This window comes from Rhodococcoides fascians NBRC 12155 = LMG 3623 (genome assembly GCF_001894785.1).
GTDB lineage: Bacteria > Actinomycetota > Actinomycetes > Mycobacteriales > Mycobacteriaceae > Rhodococcoides > Rhodococcoides fascians.
Genome location: NZ_BCWW01000001.1, coordinates 442988 through 467176, shown reverse-complemented (window position 1 = coordinate 467176; position 24189 = coordinate 442988). Strand labels below are relative to the sequence as shown.

The 24189-nt window shown below is 64.6% G+C and carries 20 protein-coding genes; 16 read left to right on the top strand and 4 right to left on the bottom strand.

Translation table 11 applies throughout. The features are described 5' to 3' along the window. Positions 1-19: 19 nt before the first annotated feature. From RFA01S_RS02360 to RFA01S_RS02345, 4 genes are read left to right on the top strand one after another with little or no spacing between them, the layout of a single operon-like run. On the top strand, positions 20-1015 hold the full coding sequence (locus RFA01S_RS02360; protein ID WP_032367283.1) for a glycosyltransferase: 996 nt from the start codon (positions 20-22) through the stop codon (positions 1013-1015). After that, complete coding sequence (locus RFA01S_RS02355; RefSeq protein ID WP_032392948.1) at positions 1012-1953, top strand: NAD-dependent epimerase/dehydratase family protein; 942 nt, start codon at positions 1012-1014, stop codon at positions 1951-1953. The genes RFA01S_RS02360 and RFA01S_RS02355 overlap by 4 nt, the downstream gene beginning before the upstream one ends. Beyond that, positions 1950-2417, top strand: a complete 468-nt coding sequence (locus tag RFA01S_RS02350; RefSeq protein WP_032374162.1) for a GtrA family protein — start codon at positions 1950-1952, stop codon at positions 2415-2417. The genes RFA01S_RS02355 and RFA01S_RS02350 overlap by 4 nt, the downstream gene beginning before the upstream one ends. Continuing rightward, positions 2414-3250 (top strand): glycosyltransferase family 2 protein, encoded by an 837-nt coding sequence (locus RFA01S_RS02345; protein WP_032374163.1) that lies wholly within the window; start codon positions 2414-2416, stop codon positions 3248-3250. The genes RFA01S_RS02350 and RFA01S_RS02345 overlap by 4 nt, the downstream gene beginning before the upstream one ends. Here RFA01S_RS02345 and rfbB read toward each other — a convergent pair. Then, the gene (gene rfbB / locus RFA01S_RS02340; protein WP_032407817.1) at positions 3247-4251 is read right to left on the bottom strand and encodes a dTDP-glucose 4,6-dehydratase; all 1005 of its coding nucleotides are present in this window, start codon (positions 4249-4251) and stop codon (positions 3247-3249) included. The two genes, RFA01S_RS02345 and rfbB, sit on opposite strands and share 4 nt — an antisense overlap. A 90-nt stretch (positions 4252-4341) precedes the next feature. On the opposite strand from rfbB, the gene RFA01S_RS02335 reads away from it, so the two are divergent. The 5 genes from RFA01S_RS02335 to RFA01S_RS02315 are packed head-to-tail and all read left to right on the top strand — an operon-like array spanning position 4342 to position 8178. Beyond that, on the top strand, positions 4342-5118 hold the full coding sequence (locus RFA01S_RS02335; RefSeq protein ID WP_052060794.1) for a DUF8017 domain-containing protein: 777 nt from the start codon (positions 4342-4344) through the stop codon (positions 5116-5118). After that, complete coding sequence (locus RFA01S_RS02330) at positions 5115-6323, top strand: WXG100 family type VII secretion target (RefSeq protein WP_032407816.1); 1209 nt, start codon at positions 5115-5117, stop codon at positions 6321-6323. The genes RFA01S_RS02335 and RFA01S_RS02330 overlap by 4 nt, the downstream gene beginning before the upstream one ends. Further along, complete coding sequence (locus tag RFA01S_RS02325; protein WP_032407938.1) at positions 6320-6676, top strand: hypothetical protein; 357 nt, start codon at positions 6320-6322, stop codon at positions 6674-6676. Before RFA01S_RS02330 ends, RFA01S_RS02325 begins: the two co-directional genes overlap by 4 nt. 51 nt (positions 6677-6727) lie before the next feature. After that, positions 6728-7600, top strand: a complete 873-nt coding sequence (rfbA, locus tag RFA01S_RS02320) for a glucose-1-phosphate thymidylyltransferase RfbA (RefSeq protein ID WP_072691982.1) — start codon at positions 6728-6730, stop codon at positions 7598-7600. Then, positions 7597-8178 (top strand): dTDP-4-dehydrorhamnose 3,5-epimerase family protein, encoded by a 582-nt coding sequence (locus RFA01S_RS02315; RefSeq protein WP_072691981.1) that lies wholly within the window; start codon positions 7597-7599, stop codon positions 8176-8178. The genes rfbA and RFA01S_RS02315 overlap by 4 nt, the downstream gene beginning before the upstream one ends. 62 nt (positions 8179-8240) lie before the next feature. On the opposite strand, the gene RFA01S_RS02310 is transcribed toward RFA01S_RS02315, so the two are convergent. Together RFA01S_RS02310 and RFA01S_RS02305 are read right to left on the bottom strand one after the other, a co-directional pair. Further along, a complete protein-coding gene (locus tag RFA01S_RS02310; RefSeq protein ID WP_032407205.1) occupies positions 8241-9269 on the bottom strand; it encodes a TerC family protein in 1029 nt (342 codons plus the stop codon). 174 nt (positions 9270-9443) lie between these two features. Beyond that, positions 9444-9962: a GtrA family protein gene (locus RFA01S_RS02305; protein ID WP_080729430.1), complete on the bottom strand. Its 519-nt coding sequence runs from the start codon at positions 9960-9962 to the stop codon at positions 9444-9446. Positions 9963-10009: 47 nt separating this feature from the next. Here RFA01S_RS02305 and dprE1 point away from each other — a divergent pair, with 47 nt between their 5' ends. The 3 genes from dprE1 to RFA01S_RS02290 are packed head-to-tail and all read left to right on the top strand — an operon-like array spanning position 10010 to position 14186. Further along, positions 10010-11461, top strand: coding sequence for a decaprenylphosphoryl-beta-D-ribose oxidase (dprE1, locus tag RFA01S_RS02300; protein WP_027494795.1), 1452 nt, complete (start codon positions 10010-10012; stop codon positions 11459-11461). Then, on the top strand, positions 11458-12222 hold the full coding sequence (gene dprE2 / locus RFA01S_RS02295) for a decaprenylphospho-beta-D-erythro-pentofuranosid-2-ulose 2-reductase (protein WP_027494796.1): 765 nt from the start codon (positions 11458-11460) through the stop codon (positions 12220-12222). The genes dprE1 and dprE2 overlap by 4 nt, the downstream gene beginning before the upstream one ends. A 5-nt stretch (positions 12223-12227) precedes the next feature. After that, positions 12228-14186 carry a galactan 5-O-arabinofuranosyltransferase gene (locus tag RFA01S_RS02290; protein WP_052060682.1) on the top strand — a complete coding sequence of 653 codons (1959 nt, stop codon included), beginning with the start codon at positions 12228-12230 and terminating at the stop codon, positions 14184-14186. Between the two features lie 45 nt (positions 14187-14231). Here RFA01S_RS02290 and RFA01S_RS02285 read toward each other — a convergent pair whose 3' ends face one another. Continuing rightward, positions 14232-14684 carry a winged helix-turn-helix transcriptional regulator gene (locus RFA01S_RS02285; protein WP_032407204.1) on the bottom strand — a complete coding sequence of 151 codons (453 nt, stop codon included), beginning with the start codon at positions 14682-14684 and terminating at the stop codon, positions 14232-14234. 79 nt (positions 14685-14763) lie between these two features. Here RFA01S_RS02285 and RFA01S_RS02280 point away from each other — a divergent pair, with 79 nt between their 5' ends. From RFA01S_RS02280 to RFA01S_RS02265, 4 genes are all read left to right on the top strand, one after another. Further along, on the top strand, positions 14764-15462 hold the full coding sequence (locus RFA01S_RS02280; protein ID WP_052060681.1) for a nitroreductase: 699 nt from the start codon (positions 14764-14766) through the stop codon (positions 15460-15462). Between the two features lie 96 nt (positions 15463-15558). After that, entirely contained in the window at positions 15559-17328 is a 1770-nt protein-coding gene (locus RFA01S_RS02275; protein WP_032407203.1) for a glycosyltransferase family protein, read from the top strand. 10 nt (positions 17329-17338) lie between these two features. Beyond that, complete coding sequence (locus RFA01S_RS02270) at positions 17339-20509, top strand: arabinosyltransferase domain-containing protein (protein WP_238325101.1); 3171 nt, start codon at positions 17339-17341, stop codon at positions 20507-20509. A gap of 75 nt (positions 20510-20584) precedes the next feature. Further along, the gene (locus tag RFA01S_RS02265; RefSeq protein ID WP_032407202.1) at positions 20585-23902 is read left to right on the top strand and encodes an arabinosyltransferase domain-containing protein; all 3318 of its coding nucleotides are present in this window, start codon (positions 20585-20587) and stop codon (positions 23900-23902) included. The last annotated feature ends 287 nt before the right edge of the window (positions 23903-24189 follow it).

Genomic DNA, 24189 nt, shown 5'->3' with positions numbered 1-24189 from the left:
CGCTGCTGCTCCGGACCGCATCTCCATCGTGGTTCCGGTCTACCAGGGCGAACGGACGCTCAGCGCGCTGATGGACGAGATCATCCCGTTGACGCAGGTCACCCACACGCCCCTCGGGCGGCCGATGATCGTCGAAGAAGTTCTCCTCGTGTTCGACCACGGACCCGACAACTCCGCAGCCGTGATCCGGCAGCTGACCGAGGCGCATACGTTCGTTCGTGGCGTGTGGCTCAGTCGTAACTTCGGCCAACACCCCGCCACCCTCGCCGGCATGGCATCGAGCGGCGGCGAGTGGATCGTCACGATGGACGAGGACGGCCAGCATGACCCGGCCGCGATCGGCGGCATGCTCGATACCGCCCTCGACCGGCAATCCACCGTCGTCTACGCCAAGCCGACGAACGTCGCACCGCACGGACTCTGGCGCAACGCCGCATCACGCGGAGCGAAGTGGCTCATCGCCAAGGCTCTGGCCGGAGACAACACCGTCGACTACCAGAGCTACCGCCTGGTCCTCGGCGAAGTCGGTCGATCCGTTGCCGCCTACGCCGGCTCCGAGGCATACCTCGACATCGCACTCGGGTGGATTGCAGGCGACGTCACGACGAGCCCGGTGGCCCTGCGAGAAGAAGTGGACCGTCGATCGGGATACCGACTGCGGACGCTTCTGTCGCACTTCTGGCGCATGGTGCTCTCCAGCGGCACCAAAGGTCTGCGACTGGTGTCCTTCATCGGCATCGCCTTCGCGCTACTGGGCCTCGTTCTCGTCGCCTACGTGCTGGTGTCGTACTTCGTCTTCGATTCCGGTGCCGAAGTGCGAGGCTGGGCATCGACGATGGTGATCCTGCTGTTCGGCTTCGGAGCCACCCTGTTCTCACTCGGAGTGGTGGCCGAGTACGTCGGCGTCAACGTCAAGACCGCCATGGGCAAGCCGCCCTACCTGATCGTGACCGACCCTGGAAACGGGCCGCTCGGACGCACCGAACCATCGACCGATCCCGCACCGCCGGCGTGAACGCGACGCACACCTGGGTCGTCGGCAGCGGCGGACTGCTCGGCGCATCGGTGACGCGGGAAGCTCGACGACGCGGACATCACGTGCACACCAGTGCAATCCCGTGGTCCGACCGATCACTGGCCGAAGAAACTCTGCTACAACGCTGTTCGGCCTTCTTCGACTCCTTCCGGACCGGCGCGTGGAACGTCGTCTGGGCCGCCGGAGCCGGCGTGAACGGCACCAGCGCAGCACAATTCGCCGAAGAGAACGATCTGATCCGGACCGTACTGGCCCGGGTCGAGTCCGTCGCTGCGGACCGCGCGGACACCGGAACGGTGTTTCTCGCGTCGTCTGCCGGAGGCGTCTACGCCGGCGCACCGGGAGCCCCCCACGACGAAGAAACACCGCCGATCCCGTTGGGTGACTACGGTTTCGCGAAACTGCAGTCCGAGTCGGTCGCGACCGAATTCGGCATCCGCACCGGGGTGAACGTTGTCGTCGGCCGGTTCGCCAACCTCTACGGCCCGGGACAGAATCTCGCGAAACCTCAGGGGTTGATCTCGCACCTGTGCCGCGGATACCTGATGGCCTCACCGGTGTCGATCTACGTCCCCATGGACACCCTGCGCGATTACCTCTACGTCAGCGACGCCGCCGAAATGGTGGCCGACGCCCTCGCCGTCTCCGCCGAACGACGTATCGCGCCGACCGTCAAGATCTTCGCCTCGGGTGAGGCCGTCACCATCGGTTCCATTCTCGGCGCCTGCCGAACGGTCTTTCGTCGACGCCCCAACGTAGTGCTTGCCGCCTCTCCCCTCGCGGCGTTCCAAGGACGCGACCTACGACTGCGGTCGACCGTCTGGCCGCAGATCGATCGACGCACCCACCGCACACTGCCTGCGGGTATCGCCTCGACCCTGTTCGCGACGCGTCAGGCACTGGCGGTGGGCCGATGACCGAACCGCAGACTCCCGCGCCTCCGGCCGGCATGAACGGTGCACCGGGACCACTGATGCGCATCGTCAAGAATCAGAAGATCGCATTTCTGCTCGTCGGCGGCGTCAACACCGCACTGGGCACCGCATGGTTCATCGTGTGGCAGTTGCTGATCGGCGAGCGATACGGCTACCACGCCGCCATCGTGCTCGGGTATCTCTGCAACGTACTGTGCGCATTCGCGATGTATCGCTACCTCGTGTTTCGCGTTCGCGGGCACTTCTTCAGAGATCTGCTCCGGTTCTTCGTGGTCAACTTCGGAGCGTTCCTCGCCAACATCTCACTGATGACCCTCGCCGTCTCGGTGTTCCACTTCCCGCCCATCCCTTCCCAATTGGTCGTCACAGCAGTGATGGCAGTCGTCAGCTTCTTCGGCTACCGCGACTTCTCGTTTCGCAGAAAGAGCCAGGACCCCACACCATGACACCCCGAGTATCCGTCGTCGTCCCGGCGTACAACAACGCCGAATACCTGGCCGAGACCATCGATTCGATTCTCGCCCAGACGTTCACGGACTTCGAGCTGGTCATTGCCGACCACTCGTCGACCGACGGCACCCTGGCCGTTGCCCAGAAGTACGACGATCCACGCATTCGACTCCTCACCACACCCGCGGGCGGCGGGGCACAGGCCAACTGGAATCGCGTCACCGAGGAAGCATCGGGCGAGCTGATCAAACTCGTGTGCGGTGACGACACCATCCACCGCACCGCGCTCGCCGCCCAGGTACAGGCTTTCGACGCCCATCCGACCGCGGTACTCGTCGCCGCGCAACGCACGTTGATCGACGCCAACAGCAAAACCGTCATCGCCGCGCGCGGACTCGGCGGACTACAGGGAAAGACGTCGGGTCGAGTGGCCGCGAGAACAGCAGTTCGGGCCGGAGCCAACATCTTCGGTGAACCCGGCGGCGTCATGATGAAGCTCTCGGAACTGCGCGCAGTCGGACTGTGGGACAACAGTCATCCGTACCTGATCGACCAGGCCACCTTCATCGCCGTAGCGCTGCGCGGCGACATCGTTGCCATTCCCCAGCCGCTGGCGTCGTTTCGCATCAACTCGGGACAGTGGAGCGTCGAGCTCGCCACCCAGCAGGCCCGTCAGGCCGCCGACTTCCACCGCTCCCTCCAGGCGAGCGACCCGACGTTGTTGTCCGACAGTGACGTTCGCATCGGCAACGCCAAGGCACTCATGACCTCGTTCATGCGGCGCGCCGTGTACCTGCTGCTGCGACATCGGATGTCGCGCAGCAGCTAAGGCAGTACGGACTCCTTCGTCGCATAGACGGCCTCGGTGGCGTCCTTCTGCGGTCGCCACCACTGCTCGTTGTCGCGGTACCAGTCGACGGTCGCTTTCAACCCTGCGCGGAAGTCGACATAGGTTGGTGTCCAACCCAATTCGGTGCGGAGTTTGGTGGAGTCGATGGCGTAGCGCAGGTCGTGGCCGGGGCGGTCGGTGACGAAATCGAAGGCGTCGGGTGCGTTGCCGGTTTCTTCGAGGATCGCTTCGAGGACGGTGCGGTTGTTGGCTTCGCCGTCGGCTCCGATGAGGTAGGTCTCGCCGATGCGGCCGCCGTCGATGATGGCCCAGACGGCGCTGTTGTGGTCGTCGACGTGGATCCAGTCGCGCACGTTCTGCCCGGCGCCGTAGAGCTTGGGGCGTGAGCCGCTGAGGATGTTGGTGATCTGACGCGGGATGAACTTCTCCACGTGCTGATACGGGCCGTAGTTGTTGGAGCAGTTCGAGATGGTGGAACGGACCCCGAACGATCGGGTCCACGCGCGGACCAGCAGATCGCTCGACGCCTTGGTCGAGGAGTACGGGCTCGACGGGTTGTACGGGGTCGATTCGGTGAATCTCGCCGGATCGTCGAGTTCGAGGTCGCCGTAGACCTCATCGGTGGAGATGTGGTGGTAGCGGACGTCGTGCTCGCGGACCGCGTTGAGCAACGTGGTGGTGCCGATGACGTTGGTGTGCACGAACGGCCACGGGTCGGTCAACGAATTGTCGTTGTGGGATTCGGCGGCGAAGTGGACGACGAGATCGGTCTCGCGGACGAGTCGGTCGACGAGATCGGCGTCGGCGATGTCGCCGTGCACGAAGTCGATGCGATCGGCAACGGGGTCCAGGGAGGCCTTGTTGCCGGCGTAGGTGAGCTTGTCGAGCACGGTGACCTGGGAGTCGGGACGCTGCGCGAGGGTCTGATGTACGAAGTTCGCGCCGATGAACCCGGCCCCACCCGTGACGAGAATTCTCATGAACAGGCACTTTACCGGTGGAGGGTCGTGCGGGCCGTTCTTGTCGGGCGCGCGTGCTAGCTTCTGTTCGACTTCGGGGGGAGTACGTCAATGGGTCTGGGAAAAATTCTTGTCCGTCTCGCGGCACTGATAACGCTGCTGTTCGGGCTCATGTGGGCAATTCCGCAGCTGGCTCCGCAAGTGCCGGAACCGTACGAGGGTGTACGGACTCTGCCACCGGTGTCACCCAGACCCACGGGCTCGACGACAGTGCCGCCGCCATTGCCGCCGGGTTTTCCGTCGATGGAACGCCCGCCACCGCAAATCGAGGTACCCGACGGGCAGCCGCAGCCCATCGCCACCAAGTTCGGGTGGACTTACGACATTCCGGCTGACTGGGAGAATTGGAACGACGGATTCTCGGAGTGGGTCGGTGAGGACGGGTCGACCGCAACGTACGGCGCAATGGGTCTTCACGGTCGATTCGATTGCGAAGGCGGTGAGTTCGAGTCTTCGGCAATCAGCGGAATGACCGGTCGCCGTGCCGGTGACTTGACTGTCCTCGCCTATCGAGAAGTGCAGAAAGCGTCGATGATCTTCACCAACGAAGATGGGTCTTTGGAACCCACCGTTCGGATCGGGGACCCCAAGTATCTGCAGATCGACGGAGCTCCGGCTGTCCATTACACAGCCCTGGTGGAAGACATACCGGATTCGCCGTACTGCCCTCCTCCCCGCGCGACATTCGACGTCGTCACGACTACCGGTTTCGCCACCGCAGAGGTCGCGGTCTTCGTCGTGCTTGCCGACCGTGATGTCGAGAACGCACTGACCGACGAAGACGTCGAAGACCTCATCTCCTCACTACGGAAGAGCTCGGCGGAATGACCGAACAGCTCGCGGCGAAAACATCCGAAATCGCCGGTCTCGGTAATCTTCTCGATCGCATCGGTGCCGATACCCTGGCCAGTCACCACTATCTACTCGACAACGCCGGCCTCGGCGAGAACGTGGTCGGAGAGATTCTGAAGAAGCTGCGTCCGTATATCGCGCGCTTCCAAGAGATGACCCGCACCCGACACGTTCACCTGTCGGCCAACTGCGGCGAGATGGGGGCCGAGCTGAACAAAGCTGCCTGGTTGTATGCCGATCAAGATCGAAAGAATTGCGACCTGCTCAACGCCCACACATCTGTGCCACCGCTACCCGGCAGCGACCGCGGGAGTTCGGATCACGCCGCGGCCGGGCATGTAGACGAATTCGACGGTGCCGCTGACTACGGTCATCCTCACGGAATCGATTATCCTCCAACCAATCCCGCCATCGACGACATCCGCGACGTGCTCGCCGATGCCTCCGAGTGGCTCGGCGAGATCGACCGAACGATCTTCGAACTCTCCGGGTGGAGTCCGCTACGCGAAGCGACCATTCCTGTCACCGGCAACTGGAACGAAATCCGTCGAATCGGTCAGGCGTACCAGATTGCGGGCGACGCCATGGAAGCCGCAGCCGAGTCGTTGGCTGCAGGAGTACGTCGCGTCGACGGTCACTGGAACGGTGCAGCCGCACAGGCATTCACCGACTATGCCGACCGACAACTCGCCGCAATGCGATGGGAAGGGCATGCCGGCCGAACGATCGCCGCAATCTGTACAGCCATCGCCGAGCAACTTCGTGGCGCAGCGCTGGCAGTGGTCCGCAAGATCGTCGAATTGCTCGAGTCCGAAGTGGCCCTCGACAACGCCCGCGGTGCGTTGAAGGTCGTGCTCAAGAAAGTGCCGGTGGTCGGCACTGCATGGCAGGTGGAGAGCATCATCGAAATATGCTTGACGGCAATGGATCTGACCAAGGATCTCATTGTGAAGATCGAGCAGGTGGTCGACGACTTCGGCGGGTTCCTCGACGCGCTCGGCGACCCCGAAGGCCAGGTGGGCCAGCAGATCGACGACACACTGCGACCGCTGAACGACCTCCTCGACGACGGCAAGCAAGCCGTCGAAGCGGGCAAGACCGCGGATATCCGACCGGTACTCGACACACCGGACGAGGACTTCTCCGTCGGCACCGGCGACGAACCATGGAGGGACGCATGATCGAGTCCCTGCCTCCGCACGCCCGCGCTGCCTACGACCGACTGATGGCAACCTGCGTAGAGCTCGAAGCCATGCGTACACGCGCCTCGAACGCAGACCTGAAAACCCGGACCGTCACAACGGAACTACTGGCCCGCGTGGCGTCCTCACCGCGAGCGTCGGCCGACCTGATCCACTACGCACGCCGCGTCGCGTCGGGTGAATGCAGTTGGGAACGAATCCAGGTGGACGCGAATCCGCTGCCTCCGGAGGTGGACGAGCTCACAGCCGATCCGCTGATCGTGTGGCCGTCGGAATGGCCGACATCGACGACCGAAGCCCCGTCTCAGCCCTATCGAATCCCGTGGGAGTGAAGGCCGACACAACCGAGCGGGTGATCGGAGGGTCTGGAAGACTTCGGGCTCATGCGGGGAATCATTCTGGCGGGCGGCACGGGCTCACGGCTTCATCCGATCACGATGGGAGTGAGCAAACAGCTGGTCCCGGTCTACGACAAACCGATGATCTACTACCCACTCTCGACCCTGATCCTCGCCGGCATCCGCGAGATCCTCATCATCACCACACCCCAGGACGCCGACCAATTCACGCGCCTGCTCGGCGACGGCTCCCAATTCGGCATCTCCTTGACCTACCAGGTCCAACACGAACCCAACGGCCTCGCCCAAGCCTTCGTCCTCGGAGCCGAGCACATCGGCACCGACTCCGCCGCCCTGGTGCTCGGCGACAACATCTTCTACGGCCCCGGCCTGGGCACCCAACTCTCACGCTTCGACACCATCGACGGCGGAGCCGTCTTCGCCTACGAGGTCTCCGACCCCACCGCCTACGGCGTCATCGAATTCGACGACAACCGCAAAGCCATCTCCCTCGAGGAGAAACCGGCCGCCCCGAAATCGAACTACGCCGTCCCCGGCCTGTACTTCTACGACAACGACGTCATCGCCATCGCCCGCGACCTGCAACCCTCCGCCCGCGGCGAATACGAGATCACCGACGTCAACCGCCACTACCTCGACGCCGGCCGCCTCCAGGTCGAAGTCCTGCCCCGCGGCACCGCCTGGCTCGACACCGGCACCTTCGACTCCCTCCTCGACGCCTCCAACTACGTGCGCACCATCGAACAACGCCAAGGACTCAAGATCGGATCCCCCGAAGAAGTCGCCTGGCGACGAGGATTCATCACCGACGACGAACTACGCGCCCGCGCCGAGACACTCGTCAAATCCGGCTACGGCCGCTACCTGCTCGACCTGATCGACCGAGGAAACAGATGACCTTTCGTGAACTGAAAATATCCGGCGCCTACGAATACACCCCACGCCAGTTCGGCGACGACCGCGGCGTGTTCTTCGAATGGTTCAAAGCGAGTCTCTTCGAGGAAACGACCGGGCGAGCCCTGGATCTGAAGCAGGCGAACTGCTCGGTCTCCGCCGCCGGCGTGCTGCGCGGAATCCACTTCACCACCAACCCACCCGGGCAAGCGAAATACGTCACCTGCGCCCGCGGAGCGTTCCTCGACGTCATCGTCGACCTACGCGTCGGCTCCCCGACGTTCGGGCAATGGGACAGCGTGCTGATCGACGACATCGACCGCAAAGCAGTGTTCCTCTCCGAAGGCCTCGGGCACGCCATCTTGTCGTTGAAAGACAACTCCACCGTCATGTACCTGTGCGGCCTCGAATACACCCCGGCACTGGACCGCGACATCAACCCCCTCGACCCCGCCCTGGGCATCGACTGGCCCACCACCGGCCGCGACGGATCGCCTCTCACCTACGAGCTCTCCGCCAAAGACAAAGCCGCCCCCACCCTCACCGAAGCCCTCGAAGCAGGAAACCTGCCCACCTTCTGAGTTGGTCGTTGTTGGGGCGACACCGCGGTTGTGCGGCGTCGCCCCAACACCCGATGCGAAGGCTACAGACGGTCTTTCCGTCGACCGCGCGTGCTCCACAAAGGTTGAGCCGCAGCAAGTTCCGTTTCCGTCGCCGTCCGGAACGGAGACGCCGACTGGTCGACCTGCGGGTGCGCATCCTGCCCTCGGGTGGCTCGCAAACTGAGTATCACGGAGATCGCGAGAATCGACGAGATGACACCGAGCGAGACGGCGGTGGGGATGTAGAACACGTCGACCTTGAGTGCCATCTTGATGCCGACCCAGATGAGGACCAACGCCAGTCCCACCTTCAGGTACACGAATCGGTGCATCAGGTCCGCGAGCAGAAAGTACATCGCCCGCAGTCCGAGAATGGCGAATGCGTTGGCGGTGAACACCAGGAAGGGGATGTCGGTGACGGCGAAGATCGCCGGGATGGAATCGACAGCGAAGACGATGTCGGTGACTTCGACGAGGACCAGCACCGCCAACAGCGGAGTGGCCAACGCAACGCCCCCGATGCGCACCACGAACTTCTGCCCGTAGAACGCGTCGGTCATGGGAACGTAGCGACGGAAGAACCGCAGCGTACGAGACTGTTCGGGATCGAGATGCTCGTTGCGCTGACGCACCATGCGGTATCCGGTGAAGATCAAGAAGGCAGCGAAGAGGTAGAGCACCGCGCTGAAGCTGGCGATGAGGGCAGATCCCCCGGCGATGAAGATGCCACGAAAGACCAGCGCACCGAGTACGCCGAAGAACAGGACGCGGTGTTGCAACTCCCTGGGCACCGCGAAATACGTGAAGATGATGGCCCACACGAACACGTTGTCGACCGCCAGCGACTTCTCGATCAGGTAGCCGGCGAAGTACTGCTGGCCGAACTCGGCACCGGCGGTGGCCCAGATCAGTACTCCGAATCCAACGCCGAAAGCGACCCAGATACCGGACCAGACAGCCGCTTCGCGCACTCCGATGACGTGTGCTCGCCGATGGGCGAACAAATCGACCGCAAGCATGGCGACGATGAAGCCGAGTACTGCCACCCAAGCCCAAAATGGAACGGACATGACAACCTCCAGTTCTGTGAACTGGAGGTCTCTCCCGCCCGACGTGGGCCGCTCGCCGGGCCCGGATTGCCGGGCCGTGGTGACGACGATGCTGCTGGGGGATACTCCCCTCCTGAGGCCATATTGAACCAGGACTTCGGCCCGGGATCAAGGAAACTCAGCGCCCCACAACAGTTACCGAATTTTGAAGATCACGAACCGCTGCACCAGGAAGTTGATGACCGTCGCCGTTCCCTGCGCGACGACGAAAGCCACGTTGGCGTACCAGAAGCCGTCGGGAAGAACCTGGTAGAGCCAGGTGTAGATGCCGACCTGGACGGCGAAGGTGACCCCGTACAGTGCGACGACGGCGAGGAACCGGGCCCGGGACGGTGCCGCGTTGAACGTCCACCGACGGTTGATCAGATACGCCGTGGTGGTGCCGAGCACGAACCCGATCGCCTTGGCCAGAGTCACCCCGACGCCGAACACGAAATGCAGGATCAGATTGACGCCTTGATCGACGATCGCCGACAGCACACCCGTCGCCAAGAACCGCACCACCTGCGTCTTGAGATCGAGGGCCGCGTCGGCGATGTTCTCGGTCAGTGGCAGCTCGACGGGCAGCGGGACGTGATGCTGCAGCTCGTCGTCCTCGGGCGACCAGTCGTCGTTCCCGGAGCCGTCTTCGATGGAGCGATCAGGGGTGGACACGAGGACTGACATTAGCTGCTATCGCAATGCGGGTACCCTCTTGAGCGATGTCCACGACAGCCGACGACGCACTCTTCCCCCTGGAACCACAGGCCGGGAACACTGCGCCGCTACCCACGCAGACCCGCACACTCACTGGTTGGGGCCGCACTGCGCCCTCCACCGGCGAGGTGCTCTCGACCTCCGACCCCGAGCTCATCGCGAACGCGGTCAAGCAGGTCGCCGAGCAGAACGACTCCAAGCCGGCTTACCTCCGACGCGGCGTCATCGCCCGCGGCCTCGGCCGCTCCTACGGCGACAACGCGCAGAACTCCGGCGGACTCGTCATCGACATGAATGCCCTCAACGGCATTCACAGCATCGACGCGTCGACGCGCATCGTCGACGTCGACGGTGGCGTCAACCTCGACCAACTGATGCGTGCTGCACTGCCGTTCGGTCTGTGGGTTCCGGTGCTTCCTGGTACCCGTCAGGTCACCATCGGTGGAGCGATCGGCACGGACATCCACGGCAAGAACCACCACAGCGCGGGCAGCTTCGGTAACCACGTCCGCTCGATGGAACTGCTCACCGCGGACGGTCAGATCCGCCACCTGACGCCGACGGGCAAGAACGCCAAGCTCTTCTGGGCGACGGTCGGCGGCAACGGCCTGACCGGCATCATCCTGCGCGCGACGATCGAGATGACGCCCACGGAAACGGCCTACTTCATCGCCGACGGCGACGTCACCAGCACCCTCGACGAGACCATTGCCCTGCACAGCGACGGCAGTGAGAACAACTACGACTACTCGAGCGCCTGGTTCGACGCCGTCGCTCCGCCCCCCAAGCTCGGCCGCGCAGCTCTCTCACGTGGATCGTTGGCGCGCCTCGACCAGCTTCCCGAGAAGCTGCAGAAGGATCCGCTGCGCTTCAACGCCAAGCCGCTCGTGAAGTTCCCCGATATCTTTCCGAACGGGCTCGCCAACAAGTACACGTTCTCCGCCGTCGGCGAGGCCTGGTACCGCAAGGCCGGCAACTATCGGAACAAGGTTCAGTCCCTGACAGCGTTCTACCACCCACTCGACATGTTCAGTGAGTGGAACCGCGCCTACGGCTCCAAGGGATTTCTGCAGTACCAGTTCGTGGTGCCGCCGGAGGCCGTCGACGAGTTCAAGAAGATCATCGTCGACATCCAGAAGTCGGGGCACTACTCGTTCCTCAACGTGTTCAAGCTGTTCGGGCCGGGAAACAAAGCGCCACTGAGCTTTCCGATTCCAGGCTGGAACATCTGCGTGGACTTCCCGATCAAGCCGGGCCTGAACGAGTTCGTCCGCGAACTCGACAAGCGTGTGCTCGAGTTCGGCGGTCGTCTGTACACCGCGAAGGATTCGCGCACCGACGCCGAGACGTTCCACTCGATGTACCCGCGGATCGACGAATGGATCAAGGTTCGTCGATCTGTAGACCCCACAGGCGTTTTCGCCTCCGATATGGCCAGAAGGCTGGAGCTGCTGTGACGATAGACGCCGTAGGTAACCCACAGACGATTCTCGTTCTGGGTGGCACCAGCGAGATCGGTCTCGCGATCACCGAGGAGTACCTGTCGAAGTCTCCGGCACGCGTCGTTCTCGCTGCGCTGCCCAACGATCCGCTGCGCGAGAGTGCCGTTGCACAGCTGACCGCCAAGGGCGCGAAGTCCGTGGACGTCATCGACTTCGACGCACTCGACACCGCGTCGCATCCGAAGGTCATCGACGCGGCCTGGGCCAAGGGTGACGTCGACGTCGCGATCGTCGCCTTCGCCGTCGACTTCGATGCCGAGCAGCTCTGGCAGGACCAGCGCAAGGCCGTCCTGGCCGCGAACATCAACTACACCGCATCCGTGTCGGTCGGCGTACTGCTGGGCGAGAAGATGAAGGCGCAGGCGTACGGCCGCATCATCGTCATGTCCTCGGTGGCAGGCGAGCGGGTCCGTCGCTCGAACTTCGTCTACGGCTCCACCAAGGCCGGTCTCGACGGTTTCTACCTCGGACTCGGAGAAGCGTTGCGCGAGTTCGGTCCTCGGGTCACGGTCGTTCGTCCGGGCATGGTGCGCACCAAGTTCAGCGCCCACGTCAAGGAAGCGCCGATGACCGTCGACAAGGAGGTCATCGCGAAGCTCGCGGTGAATGCATCGCGCAAGGGCACCCCGCTCATCTGGACTCCCGCACCGTGGCGTCTGGTGATGATGGTGCTGCGACACGTGCCGCGGCCGATCTTCCGCAAGCTGCCCATCTGATCTCGATGACTGACGGGGTTGCACCGGCTCGCAGAACCGCCTCTGCCGTCGGGGAGATCGTTCTCGGTGCGCTCGTCGCAGTCGTGGTGGCGACGGTCGGGCTGTACGCCTTCTCACTGGTTCAGTGGCCGGCGTTCAACTCGTCCAACGTCACTCGCGCTCTGACAACTTTGGGCCAGGTGGTAGCCGCGGCTCTGTTCGCGTCGTCGATCTGCCTGTACCGAATACGCAAGTGGCCGTGGATCGCTCGAGTCTCGGCGTGGGTCGGGCTGTCCGGCTTCGTCACCGTCACCCTCGGAATGCCCTTGGCGGCAACCAAGCTGTACCTGTTCGGCATCTCCGTCGACCAGGAGTTTCGCACCGAATACCTGACGCGTCTGACGGATTCGGCGTCGTTGCGCGACATGACGTACGCCGACATCCCACCCTTCTACCCCGCCGGTTGGTTCTGGCTCGGTGGACGGGTCGGCAACCTGCTGGGTATGGACGGCTGGGAAGTGTTCAAGCCGTACGCAATCGGACTGCTTGCCGTCACGTCGGTGGTCGCTTTCGTACTGTGGAAGGCCCTGATCCGCAGCGACTGGGCTGTCGCCGTCAGCGCTGTCACGACTGCATTGGTCGTCGCCTACGCCTCCCCCGAGGCCTACAGCGCCGTCATCGTGCTGCTGTTCGCCCCGGCATTGCTCCTGGCCTGGGGCGCGTTGCATCGGCCCGTCGGGATCAATGTGGCATTCAGTCGGTCAGACGGCAAGAATGGGACATTCATCCCCACGGGGGGACGCGCAGCAGGCGGCTGGGGAGCGGTAATCGGTACCGGCCTGTTCCTCGGTCTGGCCGCGACGTTCTACACCCTGTACCTGGGTCTGGCCGCGTTCACCGTCGTGCTGATGGCCTTGTTCGCCGCCGTTCTCTCCTACCGCGAGCGCAAGACCTGGCGGGCCTTGATTCCCATCGCAATCAAAGTGGCTGCGATCGCCGTCATCTCGGGCCTCATAGCGGCGACGGTATGGCTGCCGTATCTCGTCGACTTCCTCCGCGGCGCACCGTCCACATCGGGCACCGCACTGCACTACCTGCCCGAATCCGGTGCAACGCTTCCGTTCCCGATGTTCGAGTTCTCGATGATGGGCATTCTGTGCCTCATCGGAACGGTATGGGTGGCAGTACGTTTCTCGTCGTCGCGTCGAGCACAGGCACTCGGAGTCGGCGTCGTGGCGGTCTACCTGTGGACGTTGCTGTCGATGGCAGCCACGGCTGCGGGCACCACACTGCTCTCGTTCCGACTCGAAGCGGTTCTCATCGTATTGCTCGGCAGCGCAGGCGTTTTCGGATTCCTCGAAGGCAGCCACGCGATCTACCAGGCCATCAACGAGCCCCCGAAGTTCCGCATCGCTGCCGTCGTCGTCGCGACCATCGGCGCAATGGCCTTCGCGCAGAACATCCCCCAGGTACTGCAGAGCGAGATCACCGTCGCGTACTCCGACACCGACGGTGATGGCAACCGTGCCGATATGCGTCCGCCGAGCGCCGTCTCGTACTACCGCGAGGTCGACGACGCCCTGACCGAACAGACCGGTCGACCGCGCGACGAAACCGTCTTGCTCACTGCGGACACCTCGTTCCTGAGCTACTACCCGTACTTCGGATTCCAAGGACTGACGTCGCACTACGCCAATCCACTGGCGCAGTTCGATCAGCGGGCCGACGCCATCGAGCGGTGGACCGAGCTCGAGACTCCCGACCAGATGATCGAGGCGCTCGACACCAGCCAGTGGCGCGCCCCCGACGCCTTCCTGTTCCGCCGCGGCGCCGACGGCTACACCTTGAGACTGGCGGAGGACGTCTACCCGAACGATCCGAATGTGCGGCGCTACACCGTCACCTTCCCCGAGTCACTGTTCGAGGATCCACGCTTCACGGTGACCGATATCGGGCCCTTCGCACTGGTCGTACGCACTGCATAATCGCTGCGCGCGCCGGATCGAGACCGCGGCCGCAGGCCGAGTACGTCACGGCGCAAGCGGGTTACCCGCGGCAGGCGCCGGCAGCACCTGACGAGCCGTGATCTCATCGCCGCACGAGTCACACTCGAGCCTCACGTGTGCGTTGCCCCCACAGTCGCGGTGCGTGTAGTGCACGGGGACACCGTCGGGTGCCATGTACGCGTCGCCCCAGTCCTTGAAGGCCATCAGAATCGGATAGATGTCGTGACCCTTGCGGGTCAGCCGGTATTCCGCGTAGGTGGAATCGGTCTGCACCTTGGAGAGAATGTCGTGCTCGACGAGGCGGTCGAGTCGATCCTGCAGCCGACTTCGTGAGATCCCCATGGCGCTCTGGAAGTGGTTGAAACGGCGAACCCCTGCGAACGACCACTTCAGAATCACCAGTGTCCACCGGTCACCCAGAACGGACAGAGACCTCGAAATCGAGCAGGGCACATCGGCCAGCTCCGCGTGACGCATACCGTCGACCTTACCCAGCAGTCTCGAAACGAGACTATTGCTGCTACTTTGTAGTCTCGAAATGAGACCAGGGGTGTACATGGACGCTGTGACAGACGATCGAGGGCAGCAATTCTCGGCACTCGCCGGAATTCTCGAAGAACGCTGGACGTGCCGACAGTTCCGGCAGGATGCAGTGCCACGCGGCGATATCGAGCGTGTGCTCGCGCTGAGCCAGCGCACACCGTCGTGGTGCAACACCCAGCCGTGGCAGGTCATCGTGACGGAAGGGGTAGGGACAGACCGCTTCCGCCGGACACTCCAGGACCACGTCCGCGGCGGCGGCCCCGTGCAGAGTGACATCCCCTTCCCCACCCAGTACGCCGGCGACTATCGCGACCGTCGCCGTGCGTGCGGACTGCAGCTCTACGACAGTGTCGGCATCGAGAAGGGGGATCCGCGTGCCCTTGCTCAGATGCTCCGCAACTTCGACTTCTTCGATGCGCCACACGTCGCCGTGATCACCACCGAGGCCGATCTCGGCGAGTACGGAGCGATCGACTGCGGTCTGTACGTCAACACCTTTCTGCTCAGCGCACACAGCCTCGGCATCGCAACCGCCCCACAGGCCGCCCTCGCGTCGTACTCCGATTTTCTGCACGACTACTTCGACATACCGGAGCACCGGCGCATCGTGCTCGGCATCTCGTTCGGATACGCCGACCTGGAGCACCCGATCAACTCGTTCCGAACCGAACGGGCAGACGTGACGAACGTGGCCACCTGGATCGGTGACTGATCTGTACATACGGGTGGGGCGGCGTCGCACTCAAGCCGGTGTGACCCAGCACGTTCGAGTTTTCGCCGACCGTGATCTTTCTGTAACCTCGACGCGATGACCACCCACGACCAGAGCGTTCTCGAGCGGCGGCCGACCACGGCACCGGCTCGACACTCCGGCGTCGGGCGTGGCGACCTCGCGGCGGCCGTCGGATTTCTGATCGCCGCCGTGTACGTCCTGCAGGGCCAGTGGCGCAATCTGAACGGTGGCTACCTCTACAACAGCGGCCAGGACCAGACGATGTGGGAGTGGTTCTTCTCCGTCGCTGCCCATGCCGTCGCGCATCTGGACAATCCACTGTCCAGTGACCTGCAGAATTACCCGCTCGGGGTGAATCTGATGGCGAACACGGCGATGTTCGGCATCTCCATCCCGCTCGCTCCGATCACGCTGTTGTTCGGACCCACCGTCACCTGGGCGATCGCCCTCACCGCCGGTCTCGCCGGCACGTCGTTCGCCTGGTACTGGCTGTTCTCGCGTCAGCTGAACGCGTCCAAGGGTGCCGCCGCGATGGGCGGCGCACTGTGCGGCTTCGCGCCCGGTGCCATCTCCCATGCCAACGGCCACCCCAACTTCGTGGTGCTGTTCCTGCTCCCGGTCATCGCGATGCTGGTCACCCGCATCGCACACGGCGGCGGAACCACCAAGAACACCGTCGGACTCGGCTTGATCGTCGCGCTGCAGATCCTGCTCGGCGAGGAACCGCTGCTGATCTTCGCGATGTCGTTCGCCATCTTCGCCGTCGTCTACTACCTGTCCCGGCCGCGTTCCCTGTGGCCGGCCGTCCGCAATGCCGTACCCCGACTCGCGGTGTCGGCGAGCATCGCGCTGGCCATCGTCGCGTTGCCGCTGTGGTGGCAGTTCTTCGGACCGCAGTCGTATTCTTTCCTCGAACACGGCCCGATGGGCAACGACGCCAAAGCCCTGTTCCAGTTCCCGACGCAATCCATCGGTGGCGTCGCCACCCCGGGGCAGAACGTACGGATCAACGCCACCGAGGAGAACGCCTACTTCGGCTGGCCGCTGCTCGTGCTGTGCCTCGTGGCGGCAGTGTGGATGTGGCGTGTTGCCTGCGCCAGAGCCGCGGCTGCCACGGCCATCGTCATGAGCGTGCTCTCGCTCGGCGCGACGCTGATGATCGGCAAGAACGACACCGGCATCACCCTGCCGTGGACGAAACTCGCCGAATACCCACTCGTCGAATCCGTCCTCGAGACCCGCTTCGCCCTCGGCGCGGTCCCTGCGCTGGCTCTGTTGCTCGTCCTGGCCACCGATCGGACGTTCCGCAACGGACTACGGCCGTTGCCGGCATTCTGGATCGCCGGACTCGCCCTCGCCCTCGTTCCGCTGATCCCGACGCCGCTGGTCACCGTCGACAAATCCCCCACACCTCGGTTCTTCGCCGACGGCGATTGGCAGAACTACGTCGACGACGGTTCCGTCGTCACCGTCCCTCTCCCACGGCCCGAGGACGCCCGGCCGCTGCGTTGGCAGATGGACGCGGACATGGGCTTCACGCTTGCCGCCGGATACTTCGTCGGACCGAGCGATCAGGAAGAGAAGGTCGCCAAGTACGGTGCCGTCGATCGCCCGACGGCGCTGCTGCTCGGCTCGGTCTACGACTCCGGCACCGTCCCCGAGATCACCGCCGATCAGCGCAGCCAGGCGGCGCAGGACATGAGCTTCTGGGAAGCCGACGTCGTGGTACTTCCGCCGAGCAAGAACACCGTCGCCCTGCGCAGCACGGTCACCGAGCTGCTCGACGTCCAGCCGCAATACACCGGCGGCGTATGGGTGTGGGATGTGCGCTCGCTCGTCCAATAGCATCGCCGGTGTGCCTGCGACCGCTCCGAACATCACGACTGCCCGGCTGATAGCGATCGTCACCGGCATCATCGGTGCCGTCCTGGCCATCGCCACTCCGCTGCTGCCGGTGCAGCAGGACGTCTCCACGCTGTCGTGGCCGCAGAGCTCGTTCGGTAGTGTCAACGCTCCGCTGGTGAGCTACTCCCCGCTCGATCTGGACGCGACGATCCCGTGCAGTACTGCCACTCGGCTCGACGGCGGCGGCACGGTGATGTCCACCGCTCCGATCGCAGCGGCGAAAACCGAGCAGCGAGCACTGACCGTGCGGGTCGACGACGATCGACTGCAGGTGCTGCTTCGCGATCGCGTTCTCGCCGAGGCTCCCGTATCCGACCTGGCCTCCGATTGCGCGCTGACGATCTCCTCGAACGCCGCTCGCACGGTGGTCGACCTCGGCGGCGCGGCCACCACTGTCGACGGCGACGTCCGACCTCAGGTCGTCGGCATCTTCACCGACCTCACCGCGTCGGTCGACGGTCTGAACGTGCGCGTGGACATCGACTCCCGTTACTCCTCGACCCCGACGACGTTCAAGCTGCTGGCGATGATCGTCGGCGCGCTGGCCGTCGTCGCCTCCCTGTTCGCATTGCATCGCCTCGACAGCGTGGACGGTCGGCGTCACCGCCGCTTCCTGCCGTCACGCTGGAAGTCGGTGACCGGCGTCGACGCCGTCGTCGTCGGGGTGCTGGTGTTGTGGCACTTCATCGGTGCCAACACCTCCGACGACGGCTACCTGCTCAACATGGCACGCGTCTCCGAGCACGCCGGATACATGGCCAACTACTTCCGCTGGTTCGGCGTTCCCGAAGCACCGTTCGGCATGCCGTACTACGACATGCTGGCCGCCCTCGCCAAAGTCAGCACCGCCAGCATCTGGATGCGCCTGCCTGCCACCATCGCCGCACTGCTGTGCTGGCTCGTCATCAGCCGCGAGGTCATCCCCCGCCTCGGGCGCGCGGTACTGACCAACCGCGTCGCGCTGTGGACCGCAGGCCTGGTGTTCCTCGCCTTCTGGCTGCCCTACGACAACGGATTGCGCCCGGAACCCGTCATCGCCCTGGGCGCGCTGCTCACGTGGTGCTCGATCGAGCGTGCGATCGCCACCGGACGACTGTTGCCCGCCGCGGTCGGCACACTGATCGCCGCCTTCTCGCTCGCCGCCGGACCCACCGGACTGATCGCCGTCGCCGCGCTGCTCGCCGGACTCCGCCCGATCGTGATGATCATCGTCAAACGAGCCCGCCAAGTGGGGTTGCTCGCGGTCCTCGCGCCGCTGATCGCGTCGGGACTGGCCGTGGTGATCGCGATCTTCGCCGACCAAACTCTGAGTACCGTGCTCGAAGCGACCCGGGTGCGCTCGGCTCTCGGACCCAACGTGCCCTGGTTCGAGGAACGGGTGCGCTGGGACGCGTTGATGACCATCTCCCCCGACGGCTCGCTCGCCCGACGATTCGGCATGTTCGCGATGCTGCTGTGCATCGTCGTCTGCATCGCGGTGATGCTCCGCAAGAACGGACGCATCCCCGGTACCGCCACCGGGCCATCGCGTCGGATACTCGGAATCGTGCTGGGCGCACTGGCTTTGATGATGTTCACCCCCACCAAGTGGACCCACCACTTCGGTGTGTACGCCGGTCTCGCCGCGTCTCTCGGCGCACTGGCAGCGGTGGCCGTCACGGCGGCCACCGTCCGATCCCCGCGAAACAGAACGCTGTTCACCGCCGCAGTGCTGTTTCTGACGGCGGTGGCGTTCACCAGCTCGAACGGTTGGTGGTACGTCTCGAGCTACGGCATTCCGTGGTTCGACAAGCCGCCGTCCATTGCCGGCAAGGGCTTCTCGACCATCCTGCTCGGCCTGACCGTGCTGACCCTGCTGTACGCGGCGTACCAACATGTCCGATTGCCTTATCGCACAGCAGAAACCAGCACGCGTCGACGCTTCGCACCCTCTGCATTGACCATCGTCGCAGGCGGTGTCGTCGCATTCGAAGTGCTCTCGTTCGCCAAAGGTGCTGTGGCCCAATACCCTGCGTACTCCATCGCGCGATCCAACTTCTCCGCACTCGCCGGCAACTCGTGCGGACTCGCCGGTGACGTGCAGGTGGAGACCGACGTCAACGGATCCGTCCTGCAGCCGATCGACCCCGCCCCGGACGCGCTGGGAGCAGGTGGCAGCACCGGATTCACCCCGGACGGCGTCGCCGAAGACCTGACGGCCGACTCCGAGGACACCGCCCAGGGCAGTGCCAACTCCATTCGCCCCGAAGACTCCGAAGAGAGCGCGTCGGCCACCTCGTCGAACTCCGCAGGCACCTCGGGCGGAACCAACGAGAACGTCGGAATCAACGGCAGCACAGTCGCTCTGCCGTTCGGATTGAACCCCGAAACGACCCCGGTCCTCGGCAGCTTCGGTGCCACCGAGCCCGCGTCCCTGACCTCCGGTTGGTATTCGCTGCCTGGAGAGGGCGACCTGATCGCCATCGCGGCCGCAGGCCGAATTCGCTCGGTGGACAAGGACGGCATCGTCACCCCGGGCCAACGCGTCGAACTGGAATACGGACGCCGCGACGGCGGCGACGTCCAGGCACTCGGCCGTGTCACGCCTCTCGACATCGGCCCGGCACCGTCGTGGCGCAACCTGCGCGTACCGATGAGCGACCTACCCGCCGACGCTAACGCCGTTCGCATCGTCGCCGAGGACAACGACATGGCCGGCGATCAGTGGTTGGCCGTCACTCCCCCACGCGTCCCGGAAACTCAGACGCTGAATTCTCTGGTCGGGTCCACCGACCCCGTTCTGCTCGACTGGGCGGTCGGGCTGGCGTTCCCGTGCCAGCGTCCGTTCGATCATCGCGACGGCGTCGCCGAGGTGCCGAAGTACCGCATCCTGCCCGACCGAACCGGAGCCGAATCCACCAACGCATGGCAAGACTCGTTCGGCGGCGGCCCGCTGGGGTGGACCGAACTGCTGCTCGGTGCCCAGACTCTGCCGTCGTATCTGGCCGACGACTACGCCCGCGATTGGGGGTCGATCGAGAGATACACGCCACTCGATCCGGCTGCCGCGGCCGCCCGGATCACCGTCGAGCAACAGTCTCGGTCGGGACTGTCCAGCGACGGACCGATGAAGACCGGCTGATTCCCTGTTTCTCCATCGGATCCGGGGACGGCGCCTGTGTGACCTCGAAGTCACGCTCGCATAACATCGACAATCGTGCCCGACGTCGTGACAGATTCATCAGCTGGTCCCCCCGTCCCCGCTCCGCTCGGAGCCTCGGACGAACTTCGTGCTCAGGTACGGATTCCCCGGCTGATCGCGATGGTGGCCGGCATACTCGGCGTGCTGTTCGCACTGATCACTCCGTTCGCACCCGTCACGCAGACCACCGCGAGTATCGAGTGGCCGCAGAACGGCCTCCTACAGGACGTGGACGCCCCACTGGTGTCCCAGGCACCCCTGCGACTGTCCGCCACCCTCCCGTGCTCTGCTGTGGCCGCACTACCCGCGTCGGGCGGGCTGTTGCTGGCGACCGCACCCCCGCAAGGTGAGGGTGCCGCCCTCAACAGCCTGTTCGTTCGCGTCGGCGAGTCGAACGTCGATGTCCTCGACCGCAACGTCGTCGTCGCGACGGCACCGCGCGCCGACGTCCAGAGCACGCGCTGCGCCGCCATCGAGATCACCTCGAACGACCAGTACACCTCCGCAGCCTTCACCGGGCTGACCGACGAGAGCGGCCAACCCGTCCAGGGTCGGCTCGACGGCGACCTCCGTCCGCAGGTCGTCGGCATCTTCAGTGATCTCAGTGGCGCGGCCCCGGCCGACATGTCGGTCACCGTCGACGTCGACTCCCGCTTCTCGTCGACTCCGACCATCCTGAAGTCGTTGATCATGGTGCTGGCGATCGCCTGCACGTTGCTGGCCATGGGCGCGCTCGCACGGCTCGACGGCACCGACCGCCGCGCGCACCGCCGCTTCTTCCCGTCGCACTGGTGGAAGTTCACCGGCGTCGACGTCACGGTTCTCGGAGTCCTCGTCGGCTGGCACTTCGTCGGCGCCAACACCTCCGACGACGGCTATCTGCTCACCATGGCCCGCGCGGCCGAACATTCCGGCTACATGGCCAACTACTTCCGCTGGTTCGGCGTCCCCGAGGCACCGTTCGGCTGGTACTACGACGTCCTGGCCGTCTTCGCCAAGATCTCGACCGCAAGCCCGTGGATGCGCCTGCCCGCCCTGATCGCCGGAGTCCTGTGCTGGATGGTGATCAGCCGCGAGGTGGTGCCGCGCCTCGGACGCGCCGTGCGCAAATCGAACGTGGCGCTGTGGACCGGCGGATTGGTGTTCCTCGCCTTCTGGCTCCCGTACAACAACGGACTGCGTCCCGAGCCGATCGTCGCCCTCGGCGCATTGCTGACCTGGTGCTCGATCGAACGCTCCATCGCCACCGGCAGACTGCTCCCCGCCGCAGCCGCCTGCCTCATCGGTGCCTTCACCCTGGCCGCTGCGCCCACCGGATTGATGTGTGTGGCAGCGCTTCTCGCCGGAGCCCGGCCCATCGCTCGCATCGTGGTCCGACGCCACCGGCAGGTCGGCACCCTCGCCATGCTGGCACCGTTGGCCGCTGCCGGAGTCCTCGTCCTCGTCGTCGTGTTCGCCGACCAGACCTTCGCGACCGTCATCGAATCCACCCGAGTGCGCACCATCATCGGCCCCAACGAGGCTTGGTACCAAGACTTCCTGAGGTACTACTACCTCTTCGTCCAGACCGTCGACGGTTCCGTGGCCCGTCGCTTCGCGTTCCTCGCGATGCTCCTGTGCCTGTTCACCACGCTGTTCGTGCTCCTGCGCCGCCGGCGCATTCCCGGCATCGCGAACGGGCCTGCGTGGCGACTGCTCGGCGTCGTCCTCGGAACCATCTTCTTCATGATGTTCAACCCCACCAAGTGGACTCACCACTTCGGTTCCTACGCCGGAATCGCCGGTGGGCTCGCTGCCCTGACCGCAGTGGCCGTCTCGGCCAGCGCACTGCGCTCACGCCGGAATCGATCCCTGTTCACGGCCGGCCTGATGTTCGTTCTGGCGCTGTCGTTCTCGGGCATCAACGGGTACTGGTACGTCTCGAGCTACGGCGTGCCGTGGTTCGACAAGACGGTCTCGCTCGGTGGCAACGAATCCGGCTCGCTGTTCCTCGTCCTCTTCGGACTGGTTCTCGCCGTCGCGGCATTCCAATACCTACGTGAGGGATACGCACCGCCACAACCGAAACCGACGTCGGCCCGCGGTAGACGCATTCGCAAGTTCGCTGCCGCACCACTGACCGTCATCGCCGGAATCATGGTGCTGTTCGAGGTCCTCTCGCTCGTCAAGGGTGCCGTCTCCCAATATCCCGCCTACTCGCTCGCGCGCTCCAATGTGCAATCGTTACTGGGCAATTCGTGCGGACTCGCCAACGACGTGCTCGTCGAAGCCGATCCCAACGCTGATGTACTGAGCCCCCTGCCGGGTGAATTCGATCCCGTCGCAGGCCCCCTCGGCGGAGCCAGTGACACCCTGCGCAACTTCACCGCCAACGGAATCCCCAGCGACCTCAGCGCCGACGCCGTGGAAGTCAAACCAGGACAAGGCAATACCGACCAACAAGCCGTCGGCCCCGCCTTCGAGGAAGGCCAGAGCTCGGGCACAGCAGGAGGCACCGGCGCACTGGGCGTCAACGGCTCCACCGCCGCCCTGCCCTTCGGACTCGACCCCGCCACCACACCCGTCCTCGGCTCCTACCAAGAAGGAATCCAGGAACCGGCCGAGGCCACCTCGAGCTGGTACCAGCTACCCGCCCGCAGCGACGACGCACCACTTGTCGTGTTCTCCGCGGCCGGACGTATCTGGTCCTACGACGACACCGGTGCCCTCACCTACGGCCAGTCGCTGCTGCTCGAATACGGCAAGCGTCAGCCCGACGGAAGCGTCCAGGCACAGGGCACCTACCTGCCTCGCGACATCGGACCTGCACCCTCGTGGCGCAACCTGCGAGTTCCGTTGGCAGACATCGCACCCGACGCCGACGCCGTCCGCATCGTCGCCAACGACCCCAACCTCACCGGCGACCAGTGGCTGGCATTCACCCCGCCGCGAGTTCCGGTGATGGACAACCTGAACACCATGATCGGCAGTGAGCAGCCCGTTCTGCTCGACTGGGCCGTCGGACTCCAGTTCCCGTGCCAACGACCGTTCGACCACCGCTACGGCGTCGCCGAGGTACCGGGCTACCGCATCCTCCCCGACCGCCCACTGGCCGTGAGCTCCACCGACACCTGGCAGTCCGGCGAGAACGGCGGACCGCTCGGATGGTCCGAACTACTCGCCAAGCCTGTTGCCGTCCCCACCTACCTCAAAAACGACTGGGCCAGGGACTGGGGCTCACTCGAGCGCTACGAGCAGTACTACCCCAACGCCGTGCCCGCCGACCTGCAAACCGGAGAAACCACGCGATCGGGATTCTACGAAGACGGAAAGCTGCGAGTCTTCGAGAAATAGTCCACCCAGCCTCGCCCGCCCCGCCCATCCGCCCTCCGCGTGGTGTCGCCCGCTCCTTTTTGGGATCAATGTCCCTTTGTTGCACTCTGACTGACTGAATCCCGCATTCATTCGGACGGGGTTGGCGTACGGCCGATGGAGCGGGGTTTGGCGCACGATCGATGGATCGGGGGCTTACCACCGACCCCCGACAGTCTTCGGTGCACAAGACACGCCCTCGAGACATTTGTGCACAACCTCGTCGACCATCCACAGGGAACCCCCGAACGGCCGTTTTCGACGTCGAA

Excerpts from the sequence above, each read along its gene's own strand:
- RFA01S_RS02310 (WP_032407205.1), bottom strand. The coding sequence starts at position 9,269 with ATGTCCGTTCCATTTTGGGCTTGGGTGGCAGTACTCGGCTTCATCGTC.
- RFA01S_RS02330 (WP_032407816.1), top strand. The coding sequence starts at position 5,115 with ATGACCGAACAGCTCGCGGCGAAAACATCCGAAATCGCCGGTCTCGGT.
- rfbB (WP_032407817.1), bottom strand. The coding sequence starts at position 4,251 with ATGAGAATTCTCGTCACGGGTGGGGCCGGGTTCATCGGCGCGAACTTC.
- RFA01S_RS02335 (WP_052060794.1), top strand. The coding sequence starts at position 4,342 with ATGGGTCTGGGAAAAATTCTTGTCCGTCTCGCGGCACTGATAACGCTG.
- RFA01S_RS02325 (WP_032407938.1), top strand. The coding sequence starts at position 6,320 with ATGATCGAGTCCCTGCCTCCGCACGCCCGCGCTGCCTACGACCGACTG.
- dprE1 (WP_027494795.1), top strand. The coding sequence starts at position 10,010 with ATGTCCACGACAGCCGACGACGCACTCTTCCCCCTGGAACCACAGGCC.
- RFA01S_RS02290 (WP_052060682.1), top strand. The coding sequence starts at position 12,228 with ATGACTGACGGGGTTGCACCGGCTCGCAGAACCGCCTCTGCCGTCGGG.
- rfbA (WP_072691982.1), top strand. The coding sequence starts at position 6,728 with ATGCGGGGAATCATTCTGGCGGGCGGCACGGGCTCACGGCTTCATCCG.
- RFA01S_RS02350 (WP_032374162.1), top strand. The coding sequence starts at position 1,950 with ATGACCGAACCGCAGACTCCCGCGCCTCCGGCCGGCATGAACGGTGCA.
- RFA01S_RS02345 (WP_032374163.1), top strand. The coding sequence starts at position 2,414 with ATGACACCCCGAGTATCCGTCGTCGTCCCGGCGTACAACAACGCCGAA.
- RFA01S_RS02315 (WP_072691981.1), top strand. The coding sequence starts at position 7,597 with ATGACCTTTCGTGAACTGAAAATATCCGGCGCCTACGAATACACCCCA.
- RFA01S_RS02275 (WP_032407203.1), top strand. The coding sequence starts at position 15,559 with ATGACCACCCACGACCAGAGCGTTCTCGAGCGGCGGCCGACCACGGCA.
- RFA01S_RS02280 (WP_052060681.1), top strand. The coding sequence starts at position 14,764 with ATGGACGCTGTGACAGACGATCGAGGGCAGCAATTCTCGGCACTCGCC.
- RFA01S_RS02285 (WP_032407204.1), bottom strand. The coding sequence starts at position 14,684 with ATGCGTCACGCGGAGCTGGCCGATGTGCCCTGCTCGATTTCGAGGTCT.